This is a genomic window from Streptomyces pilosus (genome assembly GCF_014649835.1).
Lineage (GTDB): Bacteria > Actinomycetota > Actinomycetes > Streptomycetales > Streptomycetaceae > Streptomyces > Streptomyces pilosus.
Genome location: NZ_BMTU01000014.1, coordinates 14352 through 32242, shown reverse-complemented (window position 1 = coordinate 32242; position 17891 = coordinate 14352). Strand labels below are relative to the sequence as shown.

Genomic DNA, 17891 nt, shown 5'->3' with positions numbered 1-17891 from the left:
GGGTGTTCAGGAGCCGTCATCGACGGTGAGGTACGGGATCTTGACGGGATCCTGGCCGAAGGCGGCCCCGAGGTAGACGGCCGACAGTTTGGCGAGCGTCCCGTCGTCGGTCAGCTGCTTGATGACGCGGTCCAGTTCCTCCTTGTCGGGTGCCCCCTTCGGGTACAGGGCGCCGTAGCTCTGACCGGTCCTGTACTGGCCCACGAGGCGCACCCGGTCCTCCTTCTTCTGGGGATACGCCAGCAGGATCGTCGTGTCGTGGACGACCGCGTCGATCCGCCCCTCCTCCAGCGCCGTGACCAGCTCCGGGTCGTTGGCGAACGCGGTCACGGGCTTGGTCGGCTCGATGCGGTTCTCGACGAACTCCTCGCCCGTGGTGCCCTCGGCCACGCCGATGCGGACGTCGCGGATGGTGTTCTCGTCGATCTGCTCGCCGTCCCTGATCAGCAGTCCCAGGGTCGAGGAGAGGTAGGGCGGGGAGAACGCGGCGACCCTGCTCCGTTCGGGGGTGATCGTGATCTGTGCCAGGGCGAGATCGAAGTCGGTGGTCCGGCCGGAGACGACCTCCGGGAAGGGGGCGTTCTTCACCGTCACCCGGTCGAGTCCGGACCGGTAGGCGATGTTGGCCGCCATGCAGTACTCGTATCCGCTCTTCACGGCGTCCGGCGTTTCGCCGTTCCACCAGCCGGGGGCGGGCAGGGTGGTCTTGACCGTGAGGGCGCCCGCCGTCTCGGGCGACAGGTCGAACTCCCCGTACTTTCCTGAGATCGGGCAGTCACCGTAACGGACGTTCTGCGGCTCCGACCCGCCCTGGTCGCACGCCGACGTCACGGCGATGAGCGCCACACTGACAGCCCCGGAGACGATCGCTGCCGCGGCGCGCATCATTGCACCTCCGGTAGGGACATGCTCCTGACGTCACCATAAATCACCCCGCGCGATGTGACCGCCTGAGTCCGGGGGCGGCCCGTGCCCCGGCGGGGTGGTCCGCTCCGGTGACAGTCGCGGGCCGCCGGGCGCGGCCACGCGACGGACCGCCCCGGGCCTGCTCTTGTGTTCATCGCCGCATAGGACGAACAGAGGAGTAGCGCCGTGCCCTCTCAGGGTTCCGACCTCGCGTACACCGTGCCGGGTCTGAGCGCGCAGGACAGCAGCCGGATCGTGACGATGCTGCAGTCGCGCCTGCACGCGCTGAACGATCTTCACCTGACGCTGAAGCACATCCACTGGAACGTGGTCGGCCCGCACTTCATCGCGGTCCATGAGATGCTCGACCCCCAGGTGGACGAGGTGCGGTCCATGACCGACGACATCGCCGAGCGGATCTCCACCCTCGGTGGTGAGCCCAAGGGGACCCCTGGTGCCCTGGTCGACGAGCGCACCTGGAACGACTACTCGATCGGGCGGGCGGAAGCCATCGAGCACCTCGGCGCCCTGGACCTCGTCTACACGGGTGTGATCAAGGACCACCGCGAGGTCATGCAGGCCACCGAGACGCTCGACCCGGTCACCCAGGACATGCTCATCGAGCAGTTGCGGGGCCTGGAGCTGTTCCAGTGGTTCGTCCGCGCCCACCTGGAGTCCAGCGGCGGCAGGCTCAGCACCCGGGGCGCCACCACGGAGAGCGGCGCCGCGGGACAGGCGGCGGACCAGGCGCGCGAGCAGCCCTGACCGGGACGGGACGGGCCGCGGCCCGTCCCCTGCCGTGGATGGTCAGCCGACGGCGCCGCTGACGTACTCGTTCAGCGCCTGGCCCGGCCGCAGGGTGGCGCGGTCCTGGTCGTCGAGATGGAAGGCACCGAAGCCGAGCACCGTGACGGTCTCGCCCCTCTTGAGCCCCTCGGCGATCACGCCGGGGTGCTCCACGGTGCCGAAGAGCGCGTCGACCACCCGCTCCACCTGCTCCGCCGCCAGTTGCCGATCCGCGTCCGCGGTTCGGCGTGCGGCGGCTTCGACCAGGGCGTTCTTGTCCATGGCTTCCCCTTCCGGGTCAGTGTGTGACGGCGTTCCCGTCACCGCGTTCCGCCGCTCGCCGCCCCGTCCGAGGGGCGGACGGCGCGGACGGCGACCGCTCCGGTCCCGGGAGGGCGGCGCCCCGGGCGGGAGCCGCGCCGAACACCTCGCGGAGAGGGTCAGCGGGCACATCGCCCACTCCATCCCGAGCACGACAGCCCCGCCAGCGGGCAGGTCCGCTCGGGGCACACCCGTGCTCCGGGTGCCGGTCGCGGTGCCGCCGGCGCTCGCGGGCCGGCGGCATCCGGCCCGCCTCCGTTCGCCGCGCTACCGCTCCGGAACACCGCTGTGCCGGTACCGCACGGCGAGGGCCGCGATGTCGTCGTCGAGCCTGCCGCGCGCGTAGTGGAACAGGTCCGCGTGGAGCCGGTCCAGCAGGTCGCGGGGCGGCGCCTGGTGGTGCCGGCGCGCCCAGTCCGCCAGCGGGAAGAACTCGCCCGCCCGGTCGCGGGTCTCCGTCACGCCGTCGGTGTAGAGCAGCATTTGGTCGCCCGGCGCGAAGGCGACGGTGTCCACGTGGTAGTGGTCTCCGAGGAGGGCGGAGAGGTTGAGGGGGGTCGAGGTGAGGGTGGGCTCGAGGACCTGGACCTCCTCGCCGCGCAGGAACACCGGGGGCGGATGCCCGCAGTTCAGGATGCTGATGTGTCTGCCGCCGTGCGGGATCTCGACGATCAGGGCGGTCGCGAAGTGCTCGATCTGATCGTCGGCGGGGACACTGGCGCTGTAACGGGACACGGTGCTCTGGATCCGCCGGATGACGGCCCTGAGGTCGGGCTGGTCGTACGCGTTCTCCCGGAAGCAGTTGATCACTGCCGAAGCGGCACCCACCGCCGACAGGCCCTTGCCGCGTACGTCGCCGATGAGCAGGCGGACGCCGTAGGGCGTGTCGGCCGCCTCGTAGAAGTCGCCACCGATCCGTGCCTGTTCCTGGGCCGCCAGGTACAGCGACTCGATCTCGATGCTGCGGATCAGGTGAGGCAGCGGCCGCAGCAGCACCTGCTGCGCCGCGTCGGCGACGAGCCGGACCGCGAAGAGCGTCTCCTCGCGCTGGAGTCGCAGATGGCTCGCGTACGCGGCCGCCAAGGTGACGGCGACGATCGCGGCGGCCGTGTACGGCGTCCCCAGATCGGAGTAGATGAAGCTGAGGCCGATCATGACCAGCAGGCAGAACGTCCCCAGCAGGACCGTCGGAAGCACGGGCCACAGCGCGGCGGCGAGGGCGGGTGCCGCGGGCAGCAGGCGGCTGAAGGCGATCTCCCTCGGTGTGGAGGCCGCAAGCCCGGTGACGAGGATGGTGACGAGCACGGGTGACAGCAGCACGGCTTCCCGCTGGCCGCCGCGGGGACGAGGGCGGCGCCGGAGCCTTCCTGACTGAATCACACACAGGATCTTATCCGGACAATACGGGCACCGGGTCGGTTGCCTAGCTCAGCAACCTGTTCCTGACCGCGGCGAGGACCTCGGCGCGACTGCGCGGGCCGTCGTCCGCGGCGATGAGGTGGTCGCCGATGCGCAGCGAGAAAGTGATCAGACAGCGGGCCTCGACGTCGTCCGCGTCGGGACAGAAGGCTCCGTAGAGCGCCCGCAGGTAGTCCATGCGCCGGTTGTCGGCCCGGCGGAGGCAGCGTGCGACGGCCTCGTCACGCCGCGCCCAGTCGCGGATCGCCAGTTCGACCCCGGCGTCGGTCACGGGGGTCGCGGCCGAGCCCACGTAGTCGAAGAGGCGCCCGAGCCGCTCGCGGGCGTCGCCCGGGTCGCGCTCGATCCGCTCGATGACGTCCTCGGTGACCCCGCGCTCCCAGGTGGCGAGCATCTCCTCCAGGAGGGCGGAGCGGTTGCGGAAGTAGCCGTAGAAGCCGCCCTTGCTGACGCCCAGCGCCTGGGCGAGGACTTCCACCCGGACGCCCTCAGGGCCGCCGGCGGCGAGCGCCCGCAGGCCTTCCTCGATCCACTTGTCCCGCGGGGTCCGGATCGCACCCATACCTCGACTCCCTCCATGCGCCAGGAGCCGAGTATACGGAACCGTATAGAAGGTCTATGCTCGATCTATACGCCACCGTATAGACAGGGGCCTGCCATGAGCGACCTGCGCCTTCCCGCCACCGACCACACCTCCCGCCCCTGGCGGATCCACGAGGTGGCCGACGACTTCCGGCTGGAGGATCTGTGGGCCCTGCCGACACCGGGCGGCCCCGACGACCTGCACCACCTGGTCCAGCAGATGGCGGACGGCAAGGACGGACCGGACGGCGGCAACCCGGTGGGCCGCTTCCTCTTCGCGGTGCGCTGGAAGCTGGGCGCGCTCCTCGGCTGGGACAAGCCGGACTCGGGGGTCGGCGGCCGGGTGGCGACGCTGCGCGATCGGCTGCCGGACGACCTGCGCGACGGCCCGCGGGGGCCCGACCTCGGCACCGCACCCTTCACGTCGGTCTTCCAGACACACGACGAGTGGGCCACCGAGTACGCCAACAAGACCATGCACGGGGTGATGCACATCGGCTGGGTCCCCGACGGGGACGGCGGCTACCGCGGCCAGATGGCCGTGCTGGTCAAGCCGAACGGCCGGCTCGGCTCGCTGTACATGCTGGGCATCAAACCGTTCCGCTACCTGGGCGTCTACCCGGCGCTGCTGCGGTCGATCGGCCGGGAGTGGCGGGAGAACGCCGCGCGCAGGGCGTCACGCGACTGACCGTGTGCGCGTCCCCTGTCGGTCACCGTCGCCCCCTGTTCCGGTTCTCACCGGGCGTCGCGGGCTTGCCGGGCGGTGCGTGGAACGCCCGAGGTCCGGTCTCGTTCCTCAGGTCGGCGGAATCCTTGGACGGGCCGCCCGGAGTGCCGCGCGAACCGGGGTGCGACGTCGGGACAGCGGTGCCACGTGCGGCCGCGTCGGTGGCCGGTTTCCGGCTCGGTTGCGCCGCGGCGGAGCCCGGATCACGCTCGGACGCCGCGTCACGGGGGGCCTCGGACGGGGCGCCGGGGAGGGACGAGGAGGGTGCCACCGGTGTGGTGTCCCTGCTCTCGGCGGCGGTCTGCGGCGGGTCGGCCGGCGCCGAGTGGCGGCCCGCGGCCTGCGGGGCCTTCGCGCCGGGCGCCTGGTGGGAGGAACTGTCGGAGACGGCGAGGGCCGTGGTCAGGACGGCAGCGAGCGCGGCGGCTCCGCCGGCCACCAGGGCGTGGCGCCGTGAGGCCGTGGTTCCCGGCCTGGCCGGGCCGGCCGCGGGCAGCGGGTTCCGGTGCGTGGGTTCGGCGTCCCGCGCCGGTCGCGGGCGCGGTGCTGCGTTCAGGATCCGCGCGGCGGACGGGACGGACATGGGCCTCGCCGCACCGGCCAGCGCGGCCAGTGCCCTGGCGCACTCATGTGCCGACGGGCGCTTCCCGTCGTCCAGCGCGGTCATGTTCCGCAGCAGGTCCGCGAAGTCCTCGGGCAGGGAGTCGGGCAGTTCGGGCCGACGGTGCAGCCGTGCGATCGCGGCCTCCAGGGGGCCACCGCCGTACTCGAGCCTGCCGGTGAGGCATTCGAGCAGGACGAGACCGAGGGCGTAGATGTCGACCGCCTGGCTGACGGGCTGGCCGAGTACCTGCTCGGGGGACAGATAGGCGGCCGTGCCGATGAGCGTGCCCGTGGCGGTGTGGGTGGTCGCACCGATCAGCTGGGATATGCCGAAGTCGGTGAGGTGGGGCTGCCCGGACGGATCCAGGATGATGTTGGACGGCTTCACGTCACGGTGAATGACGTCCGCCTCGTGTGCGTGGGCCAGTGCGTTGGCCAGTCCGGCGCCGAGCGCGGCCGTCTCCGCCGGAGACAGAGGGCCTTCGGCGATGCGGGCTCTGAGCGTGGGGCCCTCGATCAGCTGCATGACCAGATAGGCGCGGTTGTTGTGCTGTCCGGCGTCGTACACGGTGACGAGCCCCGGGTGCTGCAGCCTGGCCAGGATGAGCGCCTCGCCGCGGAAGCGCGCCTCCATGTCGCCGTCGGCGCCGGGCCGGAACATCTTGACGGCCACCGGTCGTCGCAGACGCAGGTCGAGACCCCGGTGGACGTCGGCGGCGCCACCCGAGCCGATGACCGCGTCCAGGCGGTACCGCCCGGCCACTACATCGGCATAACACCGGGTGGCCAGTGCCACGGCCGACTCGCGGAGCCTCATTTCATCTCCCACTGCTTCGAAGAGGAATCCGTACAGGCGCTCGTTCCCGACGGGTTGCCGGTCACGCGTACCCGGTTGAGGACGGGCGACGCCTGCGATCGCCGAGCCGGTCGCAGCCGCGGCCTGTGACACCGCCGCGCGAAGGACATCGCCCGGCGCACTTGAGTCACCGTCAGCGGCGTGCGGGCCAGCGGCTGCGGGACCACCGTGGGACGGGCCGACGGGGAGTACGCCGACCCAGGGCACGGTGGTGTCGGCGCGTCACCCGTGGACGGCCGCACCCGTGATCACTTCGGTGGGGCCGCTCCCCCACGGCCTGCCGCACCGGCCCACCTCAGACCGCCCGGCCGGGGCGCACGCCTCCCGGCCCGCGGGGAAACCCGTTGCGGACGCACCGCGTCGGACTGTCTGATGGGTCGGTCACCGACCAGGGAGGGACCATGAGGGCGTCGCTGCCCACCCCCTCGTTGCGCACCGCTCGTCTTCGGCTGCGCGCGTTCGACGACGCGGACGCGGACGACCTCTTCGCCCTGCACAGCAGCGCCCGCATCCTGCGCTACTGGGACTCGCCACCGTGGACCGAACGCTCGCGCGCCGAGCGGTTCATCGCCATATGCCGGCGGATGGAGCAGGAGGGCACCGGGGCGCGATGGGCCGTGGATCGTGTCTCCGACGGGGCGTTCATCGGCTGGTGCACCCTGAACAGCTGGAATCCGGACTTCCGCAGCGCCTCGCTCGGTTACTGCTACGACGACGCGACGTGGGGCCGGGGCTACGCGACCGAGGCCGCGCGCGCCCTGCTGGGGTGGGCGTTCGACACGCTGGACCTCAATCGCGTGCAGGCCGAGGCCGATACGCGCAACGCGGCTTCCGCCCGGGTGCTGGAGAAGCTCGGCTTCGTGCGGGAGGGGACGCTGCGCGAGGACTGCGTCGTCGACGGCGAGGTCTCCGACTCATGGGTCTACGGGCTGCTCAGGCGGGAGTGGCAGCCGTCGGCCGGGCCGGTTCCCACCCGGTGAGTGCCGTCGCCCGGCACCTCGTCAGCCCCGGAGGGTACCGAGCCAGTCGGTCAGCAGGCGGTTGACCTGGCCGGGGCGCTCCTGCTGCACCCAGTGGCCGCAGTCGTCCAGGAGGTGGGAGGCCGACAGGCCGGGGAGGGTGGTGGGGTAGGCGTCGATGGCGTCGGACATCCAGGTGGTGGAGGCGTCCAGGGCGCCGCCGATGAACAGGGACGGCTGCTTGATCGGGGCTCCCCGGTGCGGGGCGAGGTCTTCCCAGTCGCGGTCCATGTTGCGGTAGCGGTTGAGCGCGCCGGTCGTCCCGGTGCGCTCGAACTCCCCGGCGTAGACGTCGAGGTCCCGCTCCGTCAGCCAGGCCGGGAGAGTGCCCGCGGGGAAACGGTCGCGCATCCGGCCGCCGCGGGCCACGAAGTGCGGGTCCGGCTCGCCGTGGGCGGGCATGGTGTCGGCGGACAGGGCCGCGTAGAGGCCCGCGAGCCAGCCACGGACGTCGGGCTCGATCTCCGACTCGGCGCGGCCGGGCTCCTGGAAGTAGGAGACGTAGAACTCCTGCTCCGGGCCGCCGATCCGGTCGAAGACGTCGGTGGGGCGGGGGCCGCCGGGCGGCGCGTAGGGGACGCTGAGCAGGCCGACGGCGCGGAAGACGTCGGGGTGGAGCAGAGCGGAGGCGGCGGCGATGTTCGAACCCCAGTCGTGGCCGACCACCACCGCGCTGTCCTCACCCAGGGCGCGCACCACGGCGACGTTGTCCGCCACCAGGTCGAGCATCCGGTAGGCCTCGACCGCCGGAGGCTTGGAGGAGCGGCCGTAGCCGCGCACGTCGATCGCCGCCGCCCGGTAACCGGCGGCCGCGAGGGCGGGGAGCTGGTGACGCCAGGAGTACCAGGACTCGGGGAAGCCGTGCACGAGCAGGACCAGTGGTCCGGTGCCCTGCTCGACGAGGTGCAGGCGCCCGGCCGGGGCTTCGACGGTGCGGTGGCGCAGCTCGGTGTTCGTCTCGGTCCGCACGGGCCTCTCCTCGGTTCGCGGGGGACGCGGGTGTCCGTCGATCATGCAGTCCGGCTCCCGCCCCACGCGATGGGCTTTGCCGGTCCGGCAAAAACTCAGGAGAGGGCGGGGTGTGGCCGCGTTCCGGCCGTCGCCGTCGGCGCCGGGAGGCCCGGCGGCCTACTGTGCCGCGTTCCCGTTCCCGTTCCCGTTCCCGTTCACCGACAGTGAACTGGTGCATCTGAGATCACCCGTCGGTAGGCTCCAGCACCTCCAGGGCGCCGGTCTCCGTGTCGAAGCTGCGCAGGGTGGTGAGCCGGACCGACAGCGGCGGCGCCGGCAGCAGTTCGGGGACCCGGCGGCCGGCGAAGGCACCGGGCCGGCGGGTGCGGCCGAGGGTGACGTGAGGGCTCCAGCGCCCGGGGGCGTGGAAGGGGTTGAGGGTTCCGGGCGGGCTGTCCGAGGCCACCGCCTCCCACACCCGGCGGTGCAGACCGGCCAGCCCGGCGTCGAGCTCCAGCGACCAGGCCAGGACCGAGGTGGGCCGCTCGAAGCGGACGACGCCGGTGAAGCGCACCGGTAGCGGCAGAGCGGCGGCCACCTCGGCGAGTTCCCAGCGAATCGGGGCGGTCAGCTCCGGGCAGGTGGCCAGGGTCAGGTGCGGGCTGTTGGTCGGTGAACGGTGGCGTGCCTGACTGGGCAGCCCGGCGTCCGCGAGGCGCCGCCAGGCCTCCCGGACCGCCAGCTCCGCCGCTTCGTCCAACAGGAGCTCGACCGTGCGCACCGGCGCAGCCTACCGGCGCTCGGTGAGTGAGCAGGCGACGGCAGGGCGGCCGTGTCGTCGCGCAGTCCCCGGTACGTCCGGTGCTGCTGACCACGACTGCGGGCAGGGTCACTACGGAAACCCGTCCGCGTCGCACCGCTCCGGCAGGCCGCGGGCCAAGCGGCTCGTGGCGGCAGCCTTCCGGGCAACCGCCATGGGCACTCGCCTCTCGGCCCTGCGGGGCGCGGGCGGAGTGCGGTCGGGGTGCGACAAACCCTCAGATCACTCTCAAGCTCAGGTTTAGGGTGAGGCTCAGGCTCCCGCGCAGGACCAGGCCGACATGCCCTGGAGGTCCGCGAGACGCTCGGCGACCGCGATCTGCTCCGCGCGGGTGGCCAGGTCGGCGCGGGGCGCGTACTTGAGGCCACCGGCCGCCTTCCAGCTCGACTGGGTGAACTGCAGGCCGCCGTAGTGGCCGTTGCCGGTGTTCGCCTTCCAGTTGCCGCCGGACTCGCACTGGGCGATGGCGTCCCAGTCGGCTCTCGGGGCCAACGGCTGGGAAGCCACCGCCTGTTGCGTGGCGGTGCCGAGCGCGGCCACGGTGAACAGGACCACCAGGGCAGCACGGACCCGGCCACCGGACGCCTTGCCCCCGGTCTTCGCACATGCGCTTTCGCTGCTAGTCATGCAGACACTGTTACGGCACGACGGGGGGCGGCACCACGCAGGCGGTCGCCTCCCTCCACCAGACGGGGGACAGAAAACCGCTCACGGGTGCAGGACGATCTTGCCCACGTGTCTCCTGGTGGCGAGTTGTTCCTGCGCCCGCGCGGCCTGGTCCAGGGGGAACGCCGCCGCGATGACGGGCCGGACCTCGGCCCGGCGGGCCATGTCCATGAGCAGGGCGAAGTGTGCGGGGGTGTGCATCGAGGAGCCGATCACCTGCGTGTTGTGCAGGTAGAGGCGGCGCACGTCGAAGGCCACGTCGTGACCGCCGAGGGCGCCGGCGACGACCCAACGTCCCCCTTCCCGCAGCAGCGGCAGACCGTCGGCGACCGTTCTCCCGGCGACGACGTCGAGCACGACGTCGATCCCGCCGGGGGCGGCGGCGCGGACTTGCCCGATCAAGTCCCCCGTGCGGTCGAGGACTTCGTCCGCGCCCGCCGCGCGCACCGCGTCGGTCTTGGTGCCGCTGCTGATGGCCAGCACCCGCGCTCCCCGCGCACCGGCGATCTGCACCGACGCGAGGCCGACCCCGCCGGACGCTCCCGAGACGAGGACCGTCTCGCCCTTCCGCAGCCGGCCCCGCTCGATCATGCCCAGCGCCGTGCCGTAGGCCGTCGGCAGCGCGGCCAGTTGGTCGTCCGTGAGGGGGGAACGCGTCATGTCGTGCACGCGTTCCACCGGTGCGGTCACGTACTCGGCGTATCCTCCGTCGCGTTCGCTCCCCATCAGGCCCACCGGGTTCGCGTGCGGCCCTTCGGCGTCATAGATCGCGGGGTCCACGACCACGCGGCAGCCGAGAAGCCGCGGCTCCACACCGGCGCCGAGCGCCACGACGGTGCCGGCCACGTCGGCGCCCTGGATGCGCGGGAAGTCGACCGGCCCCCGCCAGCCCGACAGCGCCTGCGGATCGTCCGGACTGCCGTAGGCGCCCTCCCGGGTCCACAGGTCGGTGTTGTTCAGCGCCACGGCACTGACCTCGACCAGCACCTCGCCCGGCTGCGGCGCGGGCACGGCCACGTCGACCGACTCGAGGTTCTCCGGCCCGCCGTGCGCCCTGATCCGGACCGCACGCATCAACTCGGGTACAGCCGCCACTCGCGCCTCCTCACGGACGGGGTGCCCTCGCCCCGCGCGGCCGCCGACCGGGTCGTCGGCCGCGTCGCTGCGGGGTGGTTCCCGACCGTAGGGGTTTCTCCTACGGCTGGAAGTATTCCGACATCAGACGGCTGATCCAGTGCGGCTGCCTGATGTGCTCCGGGTGGAACTCCCTCATCGCCGGCTTGAGGTCGATGACCGGGGTGCCGGAGACGGCGTCGAGGCCCAGCACGGTCAGTTCGCGGCCGTGAACCGATTCGACGGCGCAGGTCGTCACGCCGATGCGGTTGGGTCTGCGGGGGCCGCGACCGGCGAAGACACCGACGGGTGGCAGGTCGGGACGACCGCGGTAAGGGCGGGGTTCGCGGTAGTCGTCCTGCTCCGGGAACTGGTCGAAGACGAAGAGGACCTCCACGTGGGAGAAGCCCTCCAGGCCCTGGAGGCAGGCCCCTCCGAAGCGCTCGTCGACGGTGATCGTGCTGCGGACGGCGCCCCAGTTGTCCGTGTGCCGGACATCCGTCCGATCGTTCCGGACCGTACCTATCGGCGTGATCTCGAAGCTCGGCATGGCCAGAGGCTATCCTCGCGCCCCTCCTCGGGGCCCTCCTCGCGGCGTCGGGTCGGCGTCATCGGGGGGTTTCGCCGGCGGGCTGCAGTGACGGGAGCGGTTCGGCACTCGGCTGACCGCCGTCGGCAGGCGTCGGCCGCACCGGCCGCTCACCGGCGGAGCGCGGATCGCGTCGGAGTGAGGGCAGCATCAGCTGCCACCAGTCGGAGAGGCGGCCGGTCAGAGCGGCGGGGCCCTCCAGTGCCTCCGTGAGGGTGCAGAATCCGAAGAAGGACCGGACCAGGGTGCGGGCGGTGGGGGCCGGACGGACGCCGGCGGCCAGCTGCCCCCCGGCCCGGGCTTCGGCGAGCAGACGGGTGGCCGCGGTCGTCCAGAGGACGAAGGGGTCGGGAAGATCCGCGTTGATGGTGTGGCGTTCCGCCCAGAGGCGGGCGCCCGCACGTGTCAGGGAGTCCTCGGCGAGGGCGCGGGCGATGTCGTAGCTCAGCGCGACGAGGCGCTCCAGTGGCGGCACGTTCCGGTCGGCGTAGCGCGTGAGGAGGCCCGGCCAGGTGGCGAAGCCGTCCTGGACGACGGCCAGGGCGATGCCTTCCTTGCTGGCGTAGTGGAAGTAGACGGATCCGCTGGTTCGTCCGGACCGGGCGCTTATGTCGTTGACGCTCGTGCCCGCGTAGCCGTGCTGGGCGAAGAGGCAGGCGGCTGCCTCCAGGAGGGATCGGCGGGTTGCTCTGGCCCGTTCCTGCAAGATCTCGTGCACCTCAGCTCGGCTCCGTAGTGAACGACCCAGAATGTAGTGCGCCCGCGTACGCCTGGAGCAATCGAAGGGCAGCCTCGCGCGGTAATTGAACATTTCTTTCGAGTCTGAACACCCGCGAGTGGTAATTGGCTTCTCAGGGGTCGTTACCGATTCGCCCGACGACGCCGTCACCGCAGGACGGCGTCCGGTTCTCTGCCGCGCACACATTCCACAACTCGGTTGCACGCAGCGGCCGGTGACACCACGTCTGAGGACTCACGAGCAGTTGTCCGCAGTGGCCGCTTACACCCTGACCGTCCGATGGTCGAGTACTCGATGTGGTGATTGCGTCCCTTTTCCGGGCCTAAATATCGTAGCCGTCGCAATGTTTTCTCTTTGCGGCTGATGCCCTGGAATGCGAGCCGCCTTGCCGGTGGAACCGTCGCGGGAACGGCGACTTTCCCCGCGGCCCGTCATCGGAGGCCACACCGCCTCACCCCGCCTTGCCACCGCGGTCCGGCCACGCACGTGACCGCGTCTTCTTCCCCCAGGAGGCCACCATGACGCCGACGCTCCGAACCCTGTCGAACTGGTCGCCCGAGGCCGTCGTCTTCGACTGTGACGGCACGCTGATGGACACGGAACGTCATTGGCAGGATGCGCGTAACCGTGCCTTCCGCGAGTTCGGGCTGCTGCCTCCGCCGGGATTCGCCGAGCGCGCCAAAGGCGTGCACTACGTCGACTGCGGCCGCCTGATGGCCGAGGAGACGAACAAGCCCGAGCTGGCCGTGGAACTCACCGCGGCGCTGCTCGGGCACTTCCTGGCCCTGGTGTCGGAGGACCCCCTGACGATGCCGGGCGCCTCCGAGTTCGTGCGCGCGCTCTCCGGACGGCTGCCGCTGGCCGTGGCCAGCAACTGCCCGCTGGAGGTGGTGGAGGAGAGCCTCGGCCGCGCCGGACTGCGCCGGCACTTCGGCCACGTCGTCGTGCCCACGGTGCCGCCGGAGGAGCCGGACGCACCACCACGGGACGGCGAGCGTCCGCAGGTGGTACGGCCCAAACCGTGGCCCGACGTGTACGCCACCGCGGCGCGTCTGTGCGGAGTCCTCCCCGGAGCCGCGCTGGCCGTCGAGGACTCCCTCACGGGGGTCGAGTCGGCATGGCGTGCCGGCCTGCGGGTGCTCGGCGTGGGGCCGCTGCCGGACGGTGACGACACCGGGCACGCCAATGCCTGGGTGACGGCGCTGGACGGCCCGGAGGTGCAGGAGTGGATGCGGGGCTGGCCGGCAGGCGCGTCGTCGGGCACCGTACCGGATCACCAACGCGGGGACTCACTCTAGGAGTTGCTGCCGTGCTTTCGCTCCGGAGCGACACCGGGGGGACTGCCCGCGGGTACCGGCGCTCAGGTGGGCGGCGTCTCCGGTCGGTCGGTATCCTGCTTCCCGTGGGACTGCGGTTCGAGACGCGCCGCTCCGACTCGCCCTGGGTCGACGCCGTGTGGACCTGCGCGAGCGAGCGGGTCACGGCGATGACCTCCGTCGCGGGGGTGCGCCTGGGCCTGGTGTTCTGGGAGCAGGACGGCAGGGCTCACGCGGACGTCACCGGTCCCGGGACGCGGGCCGGGACGGCACCGGTGCCGGAGGGCGCGACCTTCACGGGCATCGAGCTCGCCGTCGGGACGTCGTTGCGAGCCGTCCCCACAGCGGCGCTGGTCGACGGCGGCATCGTCCTCCCCGACACCACGCGACGGGCCTTCCGGCTGGACGGGGCGCGCTGGCCGACGCCCGGCCCCGACGACGCGGAAGCGCTGGTCGAGCGGCTCGTCCGGGCCGGGATCCTGGTCCGGGACCAGCTCGTCGCCGAGGTCCTGGGCGGTCACGGCCCGGCTGCGTCGGGGCGCACGGTCGAGCGGAGGTTCCGCGCCGCGACGGGCCTGACGCGGGGCGGCATCAGGCATACCGAGCGGGCCCGTACGGCGGCGGAGATGCTGGCCGCCGGCGACCGGGCCGCCGATGTCGCCGCCGGTCTGGGCTACTTCGACGAACCGCACCTGGCCCGGGCGTTGCGCCGCTACGTCGGACGCACCGCCGGGCAGCTGCGTGACGGCACCGGCGGCGCGATCGGGCTGGACGTGGCTCAGCAGGTGACGTCGTAGATCATCTTCATGATGCCGTTCGAGTAGCTCTCCGACTCCCGCAGGGTGAGCATCTGCTTGTCACGGTCGGCCCGGCCGAACAGGCTCTTGCCCGCGCCGAGCAGTACGGGGAAGACGAGCAGGTTGTACTGGTCGATCAGACCGGCGTCCGACAGCCGCCGGGCCAGTTCCGCGCTTCCGTGGATGAAGATCGCGCCGCCCTCGCCGTCCTTGAGCGCCGCGACGTCCTCGGTCGAGCGCAGGATCGTCGTCGGTCCCCACCCGTCGACGAGATCGTCGTCGCTCAGCGTGGTCGACACCACGTACTTGGGCAGTTCCTTGTAGCCGGCGTGGTCCTCCGATCCGGGCCACACCGGGGCGAAGGCCTCGTAGCTGCGGCGGCCGAACATCAGCGCCGTGGTGTCGGTGAGCTCCTCGCCCTTGAGCGACCATGCCTCCGGGACGAACTCGAGGTCCTTGAACACCCAGCCGCCGCTGCGGTGCTCCTCCCCCGGACCGCCGCCGGGCGAGTCCACGACGCCGTCGAGCGACATGAAACCGGTGTAGACCAGGTCACGCATGGTGCTGTCTCCTTGTGCCTTCGCGGACTGCCGGTCTCACCCTAGGCCGCGGCCGCGGCGGCCGTCTTGGACGAAAACGACAGCCGGCGCGGACGGACCCGCACGGGACCCCGCACCCCTCGCGGGGTCACGCCTCGGCGAGCAGGGGGTCGAAGGGTGTCGAGCGCCGACGCCCCGACATGAAGGACAGGAAGTCCCCGATGAAGGCACTGCGGGTGCAGGCGCCCCCGGAGACGGCGGTGTCGCGGTGGAACGCGGTGCGGAACAGCGTCCGGTACTCGTCCGCGTCGATGTGCTGGTCGCCGTCCCTGTCCGTGACGTCGAAGAGGACCTCGGCGACCCTGATCAGCGCGGGACCCGCCAGGGAGGGCACGGCGGCGGCGTACTCGGCCGCGCTGACGCGTCCGTCGCCGTCGGTGTCCAGCGCGGCCTGCAGCTCCCGCCACCAGTCGGCGTAGGCGTCGTAGAGCCGTGTCTCCTCGGCTTCCGCGAGATCGAGCCGGGTGGACATCTCACGCGCCATGGCGGCCAGGTCCGGCCAGTTCAGGTATCCGTCGCCGGTCTGGTCGAGCACCTCGCGGAAGAACTCCTCGGCGCTGCGTTCGGTGCCGGTCCGGGAGGCGGGGCGCGGTTCGGACGGCAGCGGGGTGACGAGCCGGATCAGGGCGCCGGCGCGACGCATCCGGTCGTGCAGGGCGGTGACGGCACGGGCCCGCGGGTCGTCGCTGTCGGGCGAGAGAGCCAGCACGTCGAGGACGGCGTCGGCCCGGAGCCAGCCGTCCGGCAGGAATCGGGCCAGACCGGCGGTCACATAGGCCCCCTGCATCAGGGTCCGGGCGCCGGGCATCTCCGGGAGACCGGCACGCCGGCGGAAGGGTTCCGGGAGCGAGGCGACGGTGACCGCCCCGATGAGCGGTCCGGCGACCGCCCGGCCGGTGGCCCACAGGGTGGGCAGTCCGCTCAGCAGCGCCGGAGCGGGCAGGTGGTCGAACAGCTTGTAGAGGATGATCCGCATCGCCTCCGTGTTCTCCAGTTCCTCGGCCACCACCCGGTCGTAGTAGAGCCAGAACGCGGAGAGGGTGGGCGGCAGGTGGCCGGCCTTGTCCCCCATCACGGCCAGGTACGCCTGGAACTCGGCGTACAGCCGTTCCATGGTGTGCTGTTCAAGCGGCTGTCCGCTCAGTCGGCACATGGTCACGGTGCTCTCGAACAGGGTGGCCACCACCCAGGCCCGTACCGCCGGGTCCATCGCGTCGTAGGGCCGGCCCCGCGGGTCGGTGCCGCTGAGCCGGGTGTGGAGGCGGTTCAGCCGCGCGGCCTCCCTGAGCCGCGTCGGTTCGTCGTCACCGAACATGCGGTGCAGACTGCGCAGGGTGTTGCGCAGCCGTCGCCACGGGTGCATGACGAACGTGGAGTTCTCGATCAGCGCGGCGCCGACCTGCGGATGCGCCGCCTCCAGCACGGTGGCCCGGATCAGGGCCGGCGCCCAGCGCGGATCGTCGAAGAACTCCCGGAACTGCGAGCCCTGTCCGGACGCCGGCTCCTGCTCGCCGGGGTGTCCGCCGTCTGCGGTGGTCACGTGGTGGGGTCTCCGTTCTGTTCGGGCAGCACGCCGCCGAAGCGGCGGTCGCGCTGTCGGTAGCGGTGCAGGCACGCGAGGAAGTGCGGGGCGCGGAAGTCGGGCCACAGCACGGCCGGGAAGATCCATTCCGCGTAGGCCACCTGCCAGAGCATGAAGTTGGAGATGCGGTGTTCACCCGAGGTACGGATGACCAGATCCACGTCCGGGGTGTCCGGGAAGGGCAGGTGCGCGGCGAAGCTCCGCTCGTCCACCGTCTCGGCCGGCACCCCCGCGCGGATCAGTGAACGCGCCGCCGCGACGATGTCCCCGCGCCCGCCGTGATCGAACGCGACGGTCAGTGTCATGCCCCGGTTGTCGCCGGTCAGTGTCGTCACGTCGGCGAAGTCGCGGGTCAGTTCCGGGGGCACTCTCGGGTCTCCCACCCCGAGGAACCGGCAGCGGATCCCCCGCGCGTGCAGCAGGGGCGCGTGCTTGCGCACCACGCTGCGCACCAACCGCATCAGATAGTCGACCTCGGTGTGCGGGCGGCTCCAGTTCTCGGTGGAGAAGGCGTACAGGCTGAGCCACCGCACGCCCGCGGACCGGGCCGCCTCGATGACGTCGATGACGGCCGCCTCCGCCGCCCGGTGGCCCGACGTGCGCGGCAGCGACCTCTCGACCGCCCACCGTCCGTTGCCGTCCATGACGCACGCCACGTGCCGGGGCACCTCGCGCGGACGGCCCCCCGCGGCGCACCGCGCCCCGGATGCGGGACCGGTCCCCGTCCCGCCCACCGTGTGCCCAGTCCCCACACGGGCCCCTTTCACCGCCGCCGTCCGGCACGACGGGCGTCGTGCCGGATGCAGGCTGCCCGCGCCCGAGCCCGGGTACGGCACCGGCGTCCCGCTTTCACCCTGGGAAACCTTGCCCGAATAGAGCCGTGTCGCCCGTGTATCCGGATGGCGGTCGTGCGGCGGGGGCCCGGCACGCGCGGAGCACGAACCGGCCGGCTCCCGCTGAACGCGAGGAGCCGGCCGGTTCGTGGTGGCCCGCGGAGGCGGGGCGGGTGTCAGTGCGCGGTGCCCGGGTCCTCCGGCCGGACGCGTCCCCGCCAGCCGCCGGTGGTGCCGCCGCCCTCCACGTAGTCCTTGAAGCGGCCCAGGTCTCCCTTGACCCGTCGGCCGATCAGGCCGAGGGCGTCGGCGCCCTTCTCGGCCACGCCGGTCGGCTCGACCTCCATCGTGAGCTCCACGCGGGTGTGCGTGTCGTCGAGGGGTTCGAACCTCACCGAGCCGCGCTGCCGGGTCTCGCCGTCGACGGTCCGCCAGGTGATCCGGTCGTCCACGAGCTGGTCAACGATTTCCGTGTCGAACTCGCGTCGCACCCCACCGATGCTGGTGATCCAGTGGTTGTGCCGCTCGTCGAGCTGCCTGACCTCCTCGACGCCCTCCATGAAGCGCGGGAAGTCCTCGAACTGCGTCCACTGGTCGTAGGCCCTGCGGAGCGGGACCTCCACGTCGACCGTGTCCTTGACCGTGCTCATCGATCCCTCCTGGTCCG

General features: G+C 72.0%; 20 protein-coding genes. 5 read left to right on the top strand and 15 right to left on the bottom strand.

All coding sequences use genetic code 11. The features are described 5' to 3' along the window. Positions 1-6: 6 nt before the first annotated feature. Entirely contained in the window at positions 7-885 is an 879-nt protein-coding gene (locus IE118_RS27635; RefSeq protein ID WP_229846952.1) for an ABC transporter substrate-binding protein, read from the bottom strand. Between the two features lie 207 nt (positions 886-1092). Here IE118_RS27635 and IE118_RS27630 point away from each other — a divergent pair, with 207 nt between their 5' ends. Continuing rightward, positions 1093-1671 (top strand): Dps family protein, encoded by a 579-nt coding sequence (locus IE118_RS27630; RefSeq protein ID WP_189560792.1) that lies wholly within the window; start codon positions 1093-1095, stop codon positions 1669-1671. A gap of 42 nt (positions 1672-1713) precedes the next feature. Here the strand turns inward: IE118_RS27630 and IE118_RS27625 are convergent, their stop codons facing one another. The 3 genes from IE118_RS27625 to IE118_RS27615 all read right to left on the bottom strand — a co-directional run bounded on the left by IE118_RS27625 (position 1714) and on the right by IE118_RS27615 (position 3994). After that, a complete protein-coding gene (locus IE118_RS27625; protein ID WP_189560791.1) occupies positions 1714-1974 on the bottom strand; it encodes an HU family DNA-binding protein in 261 nt (86 codons plus the stop codon). Positions 1975-2280: 306 nt separating this feature from the next. After that, positions 2281-3333 (bottom strand): PP2C family protein-serine/threonine phosphatase, encoded by a 1053-nt coding sequence (locus tag IE118_RS27620; protein WP_229846951.1) that lies wholly within the window; start codon positions 3331-3333, stop codon positions 2281-2283. 103 nt (positions 3334-3436) lie between these two features. Beyond that, on the bottom strand, positions 3437-3994 hold the full coding sequence (locus IE118_RS27615) for a TetR/AcrR family transcriptional regulator (RefSeq protein ID WP_189560789.1): 558 nt from the start codon (positions 3992-3994) through the stop codon (positions 3437-3439). Positions 3995-4090: 96 nt separating this feature from the next. On the opposite strand from IE118_RS27615, the gene IE118_RS27610 reads away from it, so the two are divergent. After that, positions 4091-4702: a DUF2867 domain-containing protein gene (locus tag IE118_RS27610; RefSeq protein ID WP_189560788.1), complete on the top strand. Its 612-nt coding sequence runs from the start codon at positions 4091-4093 to the stop codon at positions 4700-4702. 22 nt (positions 4703-4724) lie between these two features. Here the strand turns inward: IE118_RS27610 and IE118_RS27605 are convergent, their stop codons facing one another. Beyond that, positions 4725-6161: a serine/threonine-protein kinase gene (locus IE118_RS27605; protein WP_189560787.1), complete on the bottom strand. Its 1437-nt coding sequence runs from the start codon at positions 6159-6161 to the stop codon at positions 4725-4727. 440 nt (positions 6162-6601) lie between these two features. Here IE118_RS27605 and IE118_RS27600 point away from each other — a divergent pair, with 440 nt between their 5' ends. After that, positions 6602-7180, top strand: coding sequence for a GNAT family N-acetyltransferase (locus tag IE118_RS27600; RefSeq protein WP_189560786.1), 579 nt, complete (start codon positions 6602-6604; stop codon positions 7178-7180). Between the two features lie 21 nt (positions 7181-7201). Here IE118_RS27600 and IE118_RS27595 read toward each other — a convergent pair whose 3' ends face one another. The 6 genes from IE118_RS27595 to IE118_RS27570 form a co-directional block, all read right to left on the bottom strand. After that, complete coding sequence (locus IE118_RS27595; protein WP_373298321.1) at positions 7202-8233, bottom strand: alpha/beta hydrolase; 1032 nt, start codon at positions 8231-8233, stop codon at positions 7202-7204. Positions 8234-8414: 181 nt separating this feature from the next. Further along, the gene (locus IE118_RS27590; protein WP_189560784.1) at positions 8415-8951 is read right to left on the bottom strand and encodes a 2'-5' RNA ligase family protein; all 537 of its coding nucleotides are present in this window, start codon (positions 8949-8951) and stop codon (positions 8415-8417) included. Positions 8952-9242: 291 nt separating this feature from the next. Next, positions 9243-9617 carry a transglycosylase family protein gene (locus IE118_RS27585; protein ID WP_189560783.1) on the bottom strand — a complete coding sequence of 125 codons (375 nt, stop codon included), beginning with the start codon at positions 9615-9617 and terminating at the stop codon, positions 9243-9245. 81 nt (positions 9618-9698) lie between these two features. Then, complete coding sequence (locus tag IE118_RS27580) at positions 9699-10730, bottom strand: zinc-binding dehydrogenase (RefSeq protein WP_189560909.1); 1032 nt, start codon at positions 10728-10730, stop codon at positions 9699-9701. 121 nt (positions 10731-10851) lie between these two features. Next, positions 10852-11319: an SAM-dependent methyltransferase gene (locus tag IE118_RS27575; protein WP_189560782.1), complete on the bottom strand. Its 468-nt coding sequence runs from the start codon at positions 11317-11319 to the stop codon at positions 10852-10854. Between the two features lie 58 nt (positions 11320-11377). Then, complete coding sequence (locus tag IE118_RS27570) at positions 11378-12076, bottom strand: ScbR family autoregulator-binding transcription factor (RefSeq protein WP_189560781.1); 699 nt, start codon at positions 12074-12076, stop codon at positions 11378-11380. Between the two features lie 539 nt (positions 12077-12615). On the opposite strand from IE118_RS27570, the gene IE118_RS27565 reads away from it, so the two are divergent. After that, positions 12616-13395 carry an HAD family hydrolase gene (locus tag IE118_RS27565; RefSeq protein WP_189560780.1) on the top strand — a complete coding sequence of 260 codons (780 nt, stop codon included), beginning with the start codon at positions 12616-12618 and terminating at the stop codon, positions 13393-13395. A 104-nt stretch (positions 13396-13499) separates the two neighbouring features. After that, a complete protein-coding gene (locus IE118_RS27560) occupies positions 13500-14210 on the top strand; it encodes a helix-turn-helix transcriptional regulator (protein WP_189560779.1) in 711 nt (236 codons plus the stop codon). On the opposite strand, the gene IE118_RS27555 is transcribed toward IE118_RS27560, so the two are convergent. The 4 genes from IE118_RS27555 to IE118_RS27540 form a co-directional block, all read right to left on the bottom strand. Further along, positions 14192-14770, bottom strand: coding sequence for a dihydrofolate reductase family protein (locus tag IE118_RS27555; protein WP_189560778.1), 579 nt, complete (start codon positions 14768-14770; stop codon positions 14192-14194). The genes IE118_RS27560 and IE118_RS27555 overlap by 19 nt on opposite strands. A 127-nt stretch (positions 14771-14897) precedes the next feature. After that, entirely contained in the window at positions 14898-16349 is a 1452-nt protein-coding gene (locus tag IE118_RS27550) for an oxygenase MpaB family protein (protein WP_189560777.1), read from the bottom strand. After that, positions 16346-17059 carry a polyprenyl diphosphate synthase gene (uppS, locus tag IE118_RS27545; RefSeq protein ID WP_268248976.1) on the bottom strand — a complete coding sequence of 238 codons (714 nt, stop codon included), beginning with the start codon at positions 17057-17059 and terminating at the stop codon, positions 16346-16348. Before uppS ends, IE118_RS27550 begins: the two co-directional genes overlap by 4 nt. Positions 17060-17400: 341 nt before the next feature. Next, entirely contained in the window at positions 17401-17874 is a 474-nt protein-coding gene (locus IE118_RS27540) for an SRPBCC family protein (RefSeq protein ID WP_189560775.1), read from the bottom strand. Positions 17875-17891: the final 17 nt, after the last annotated feature.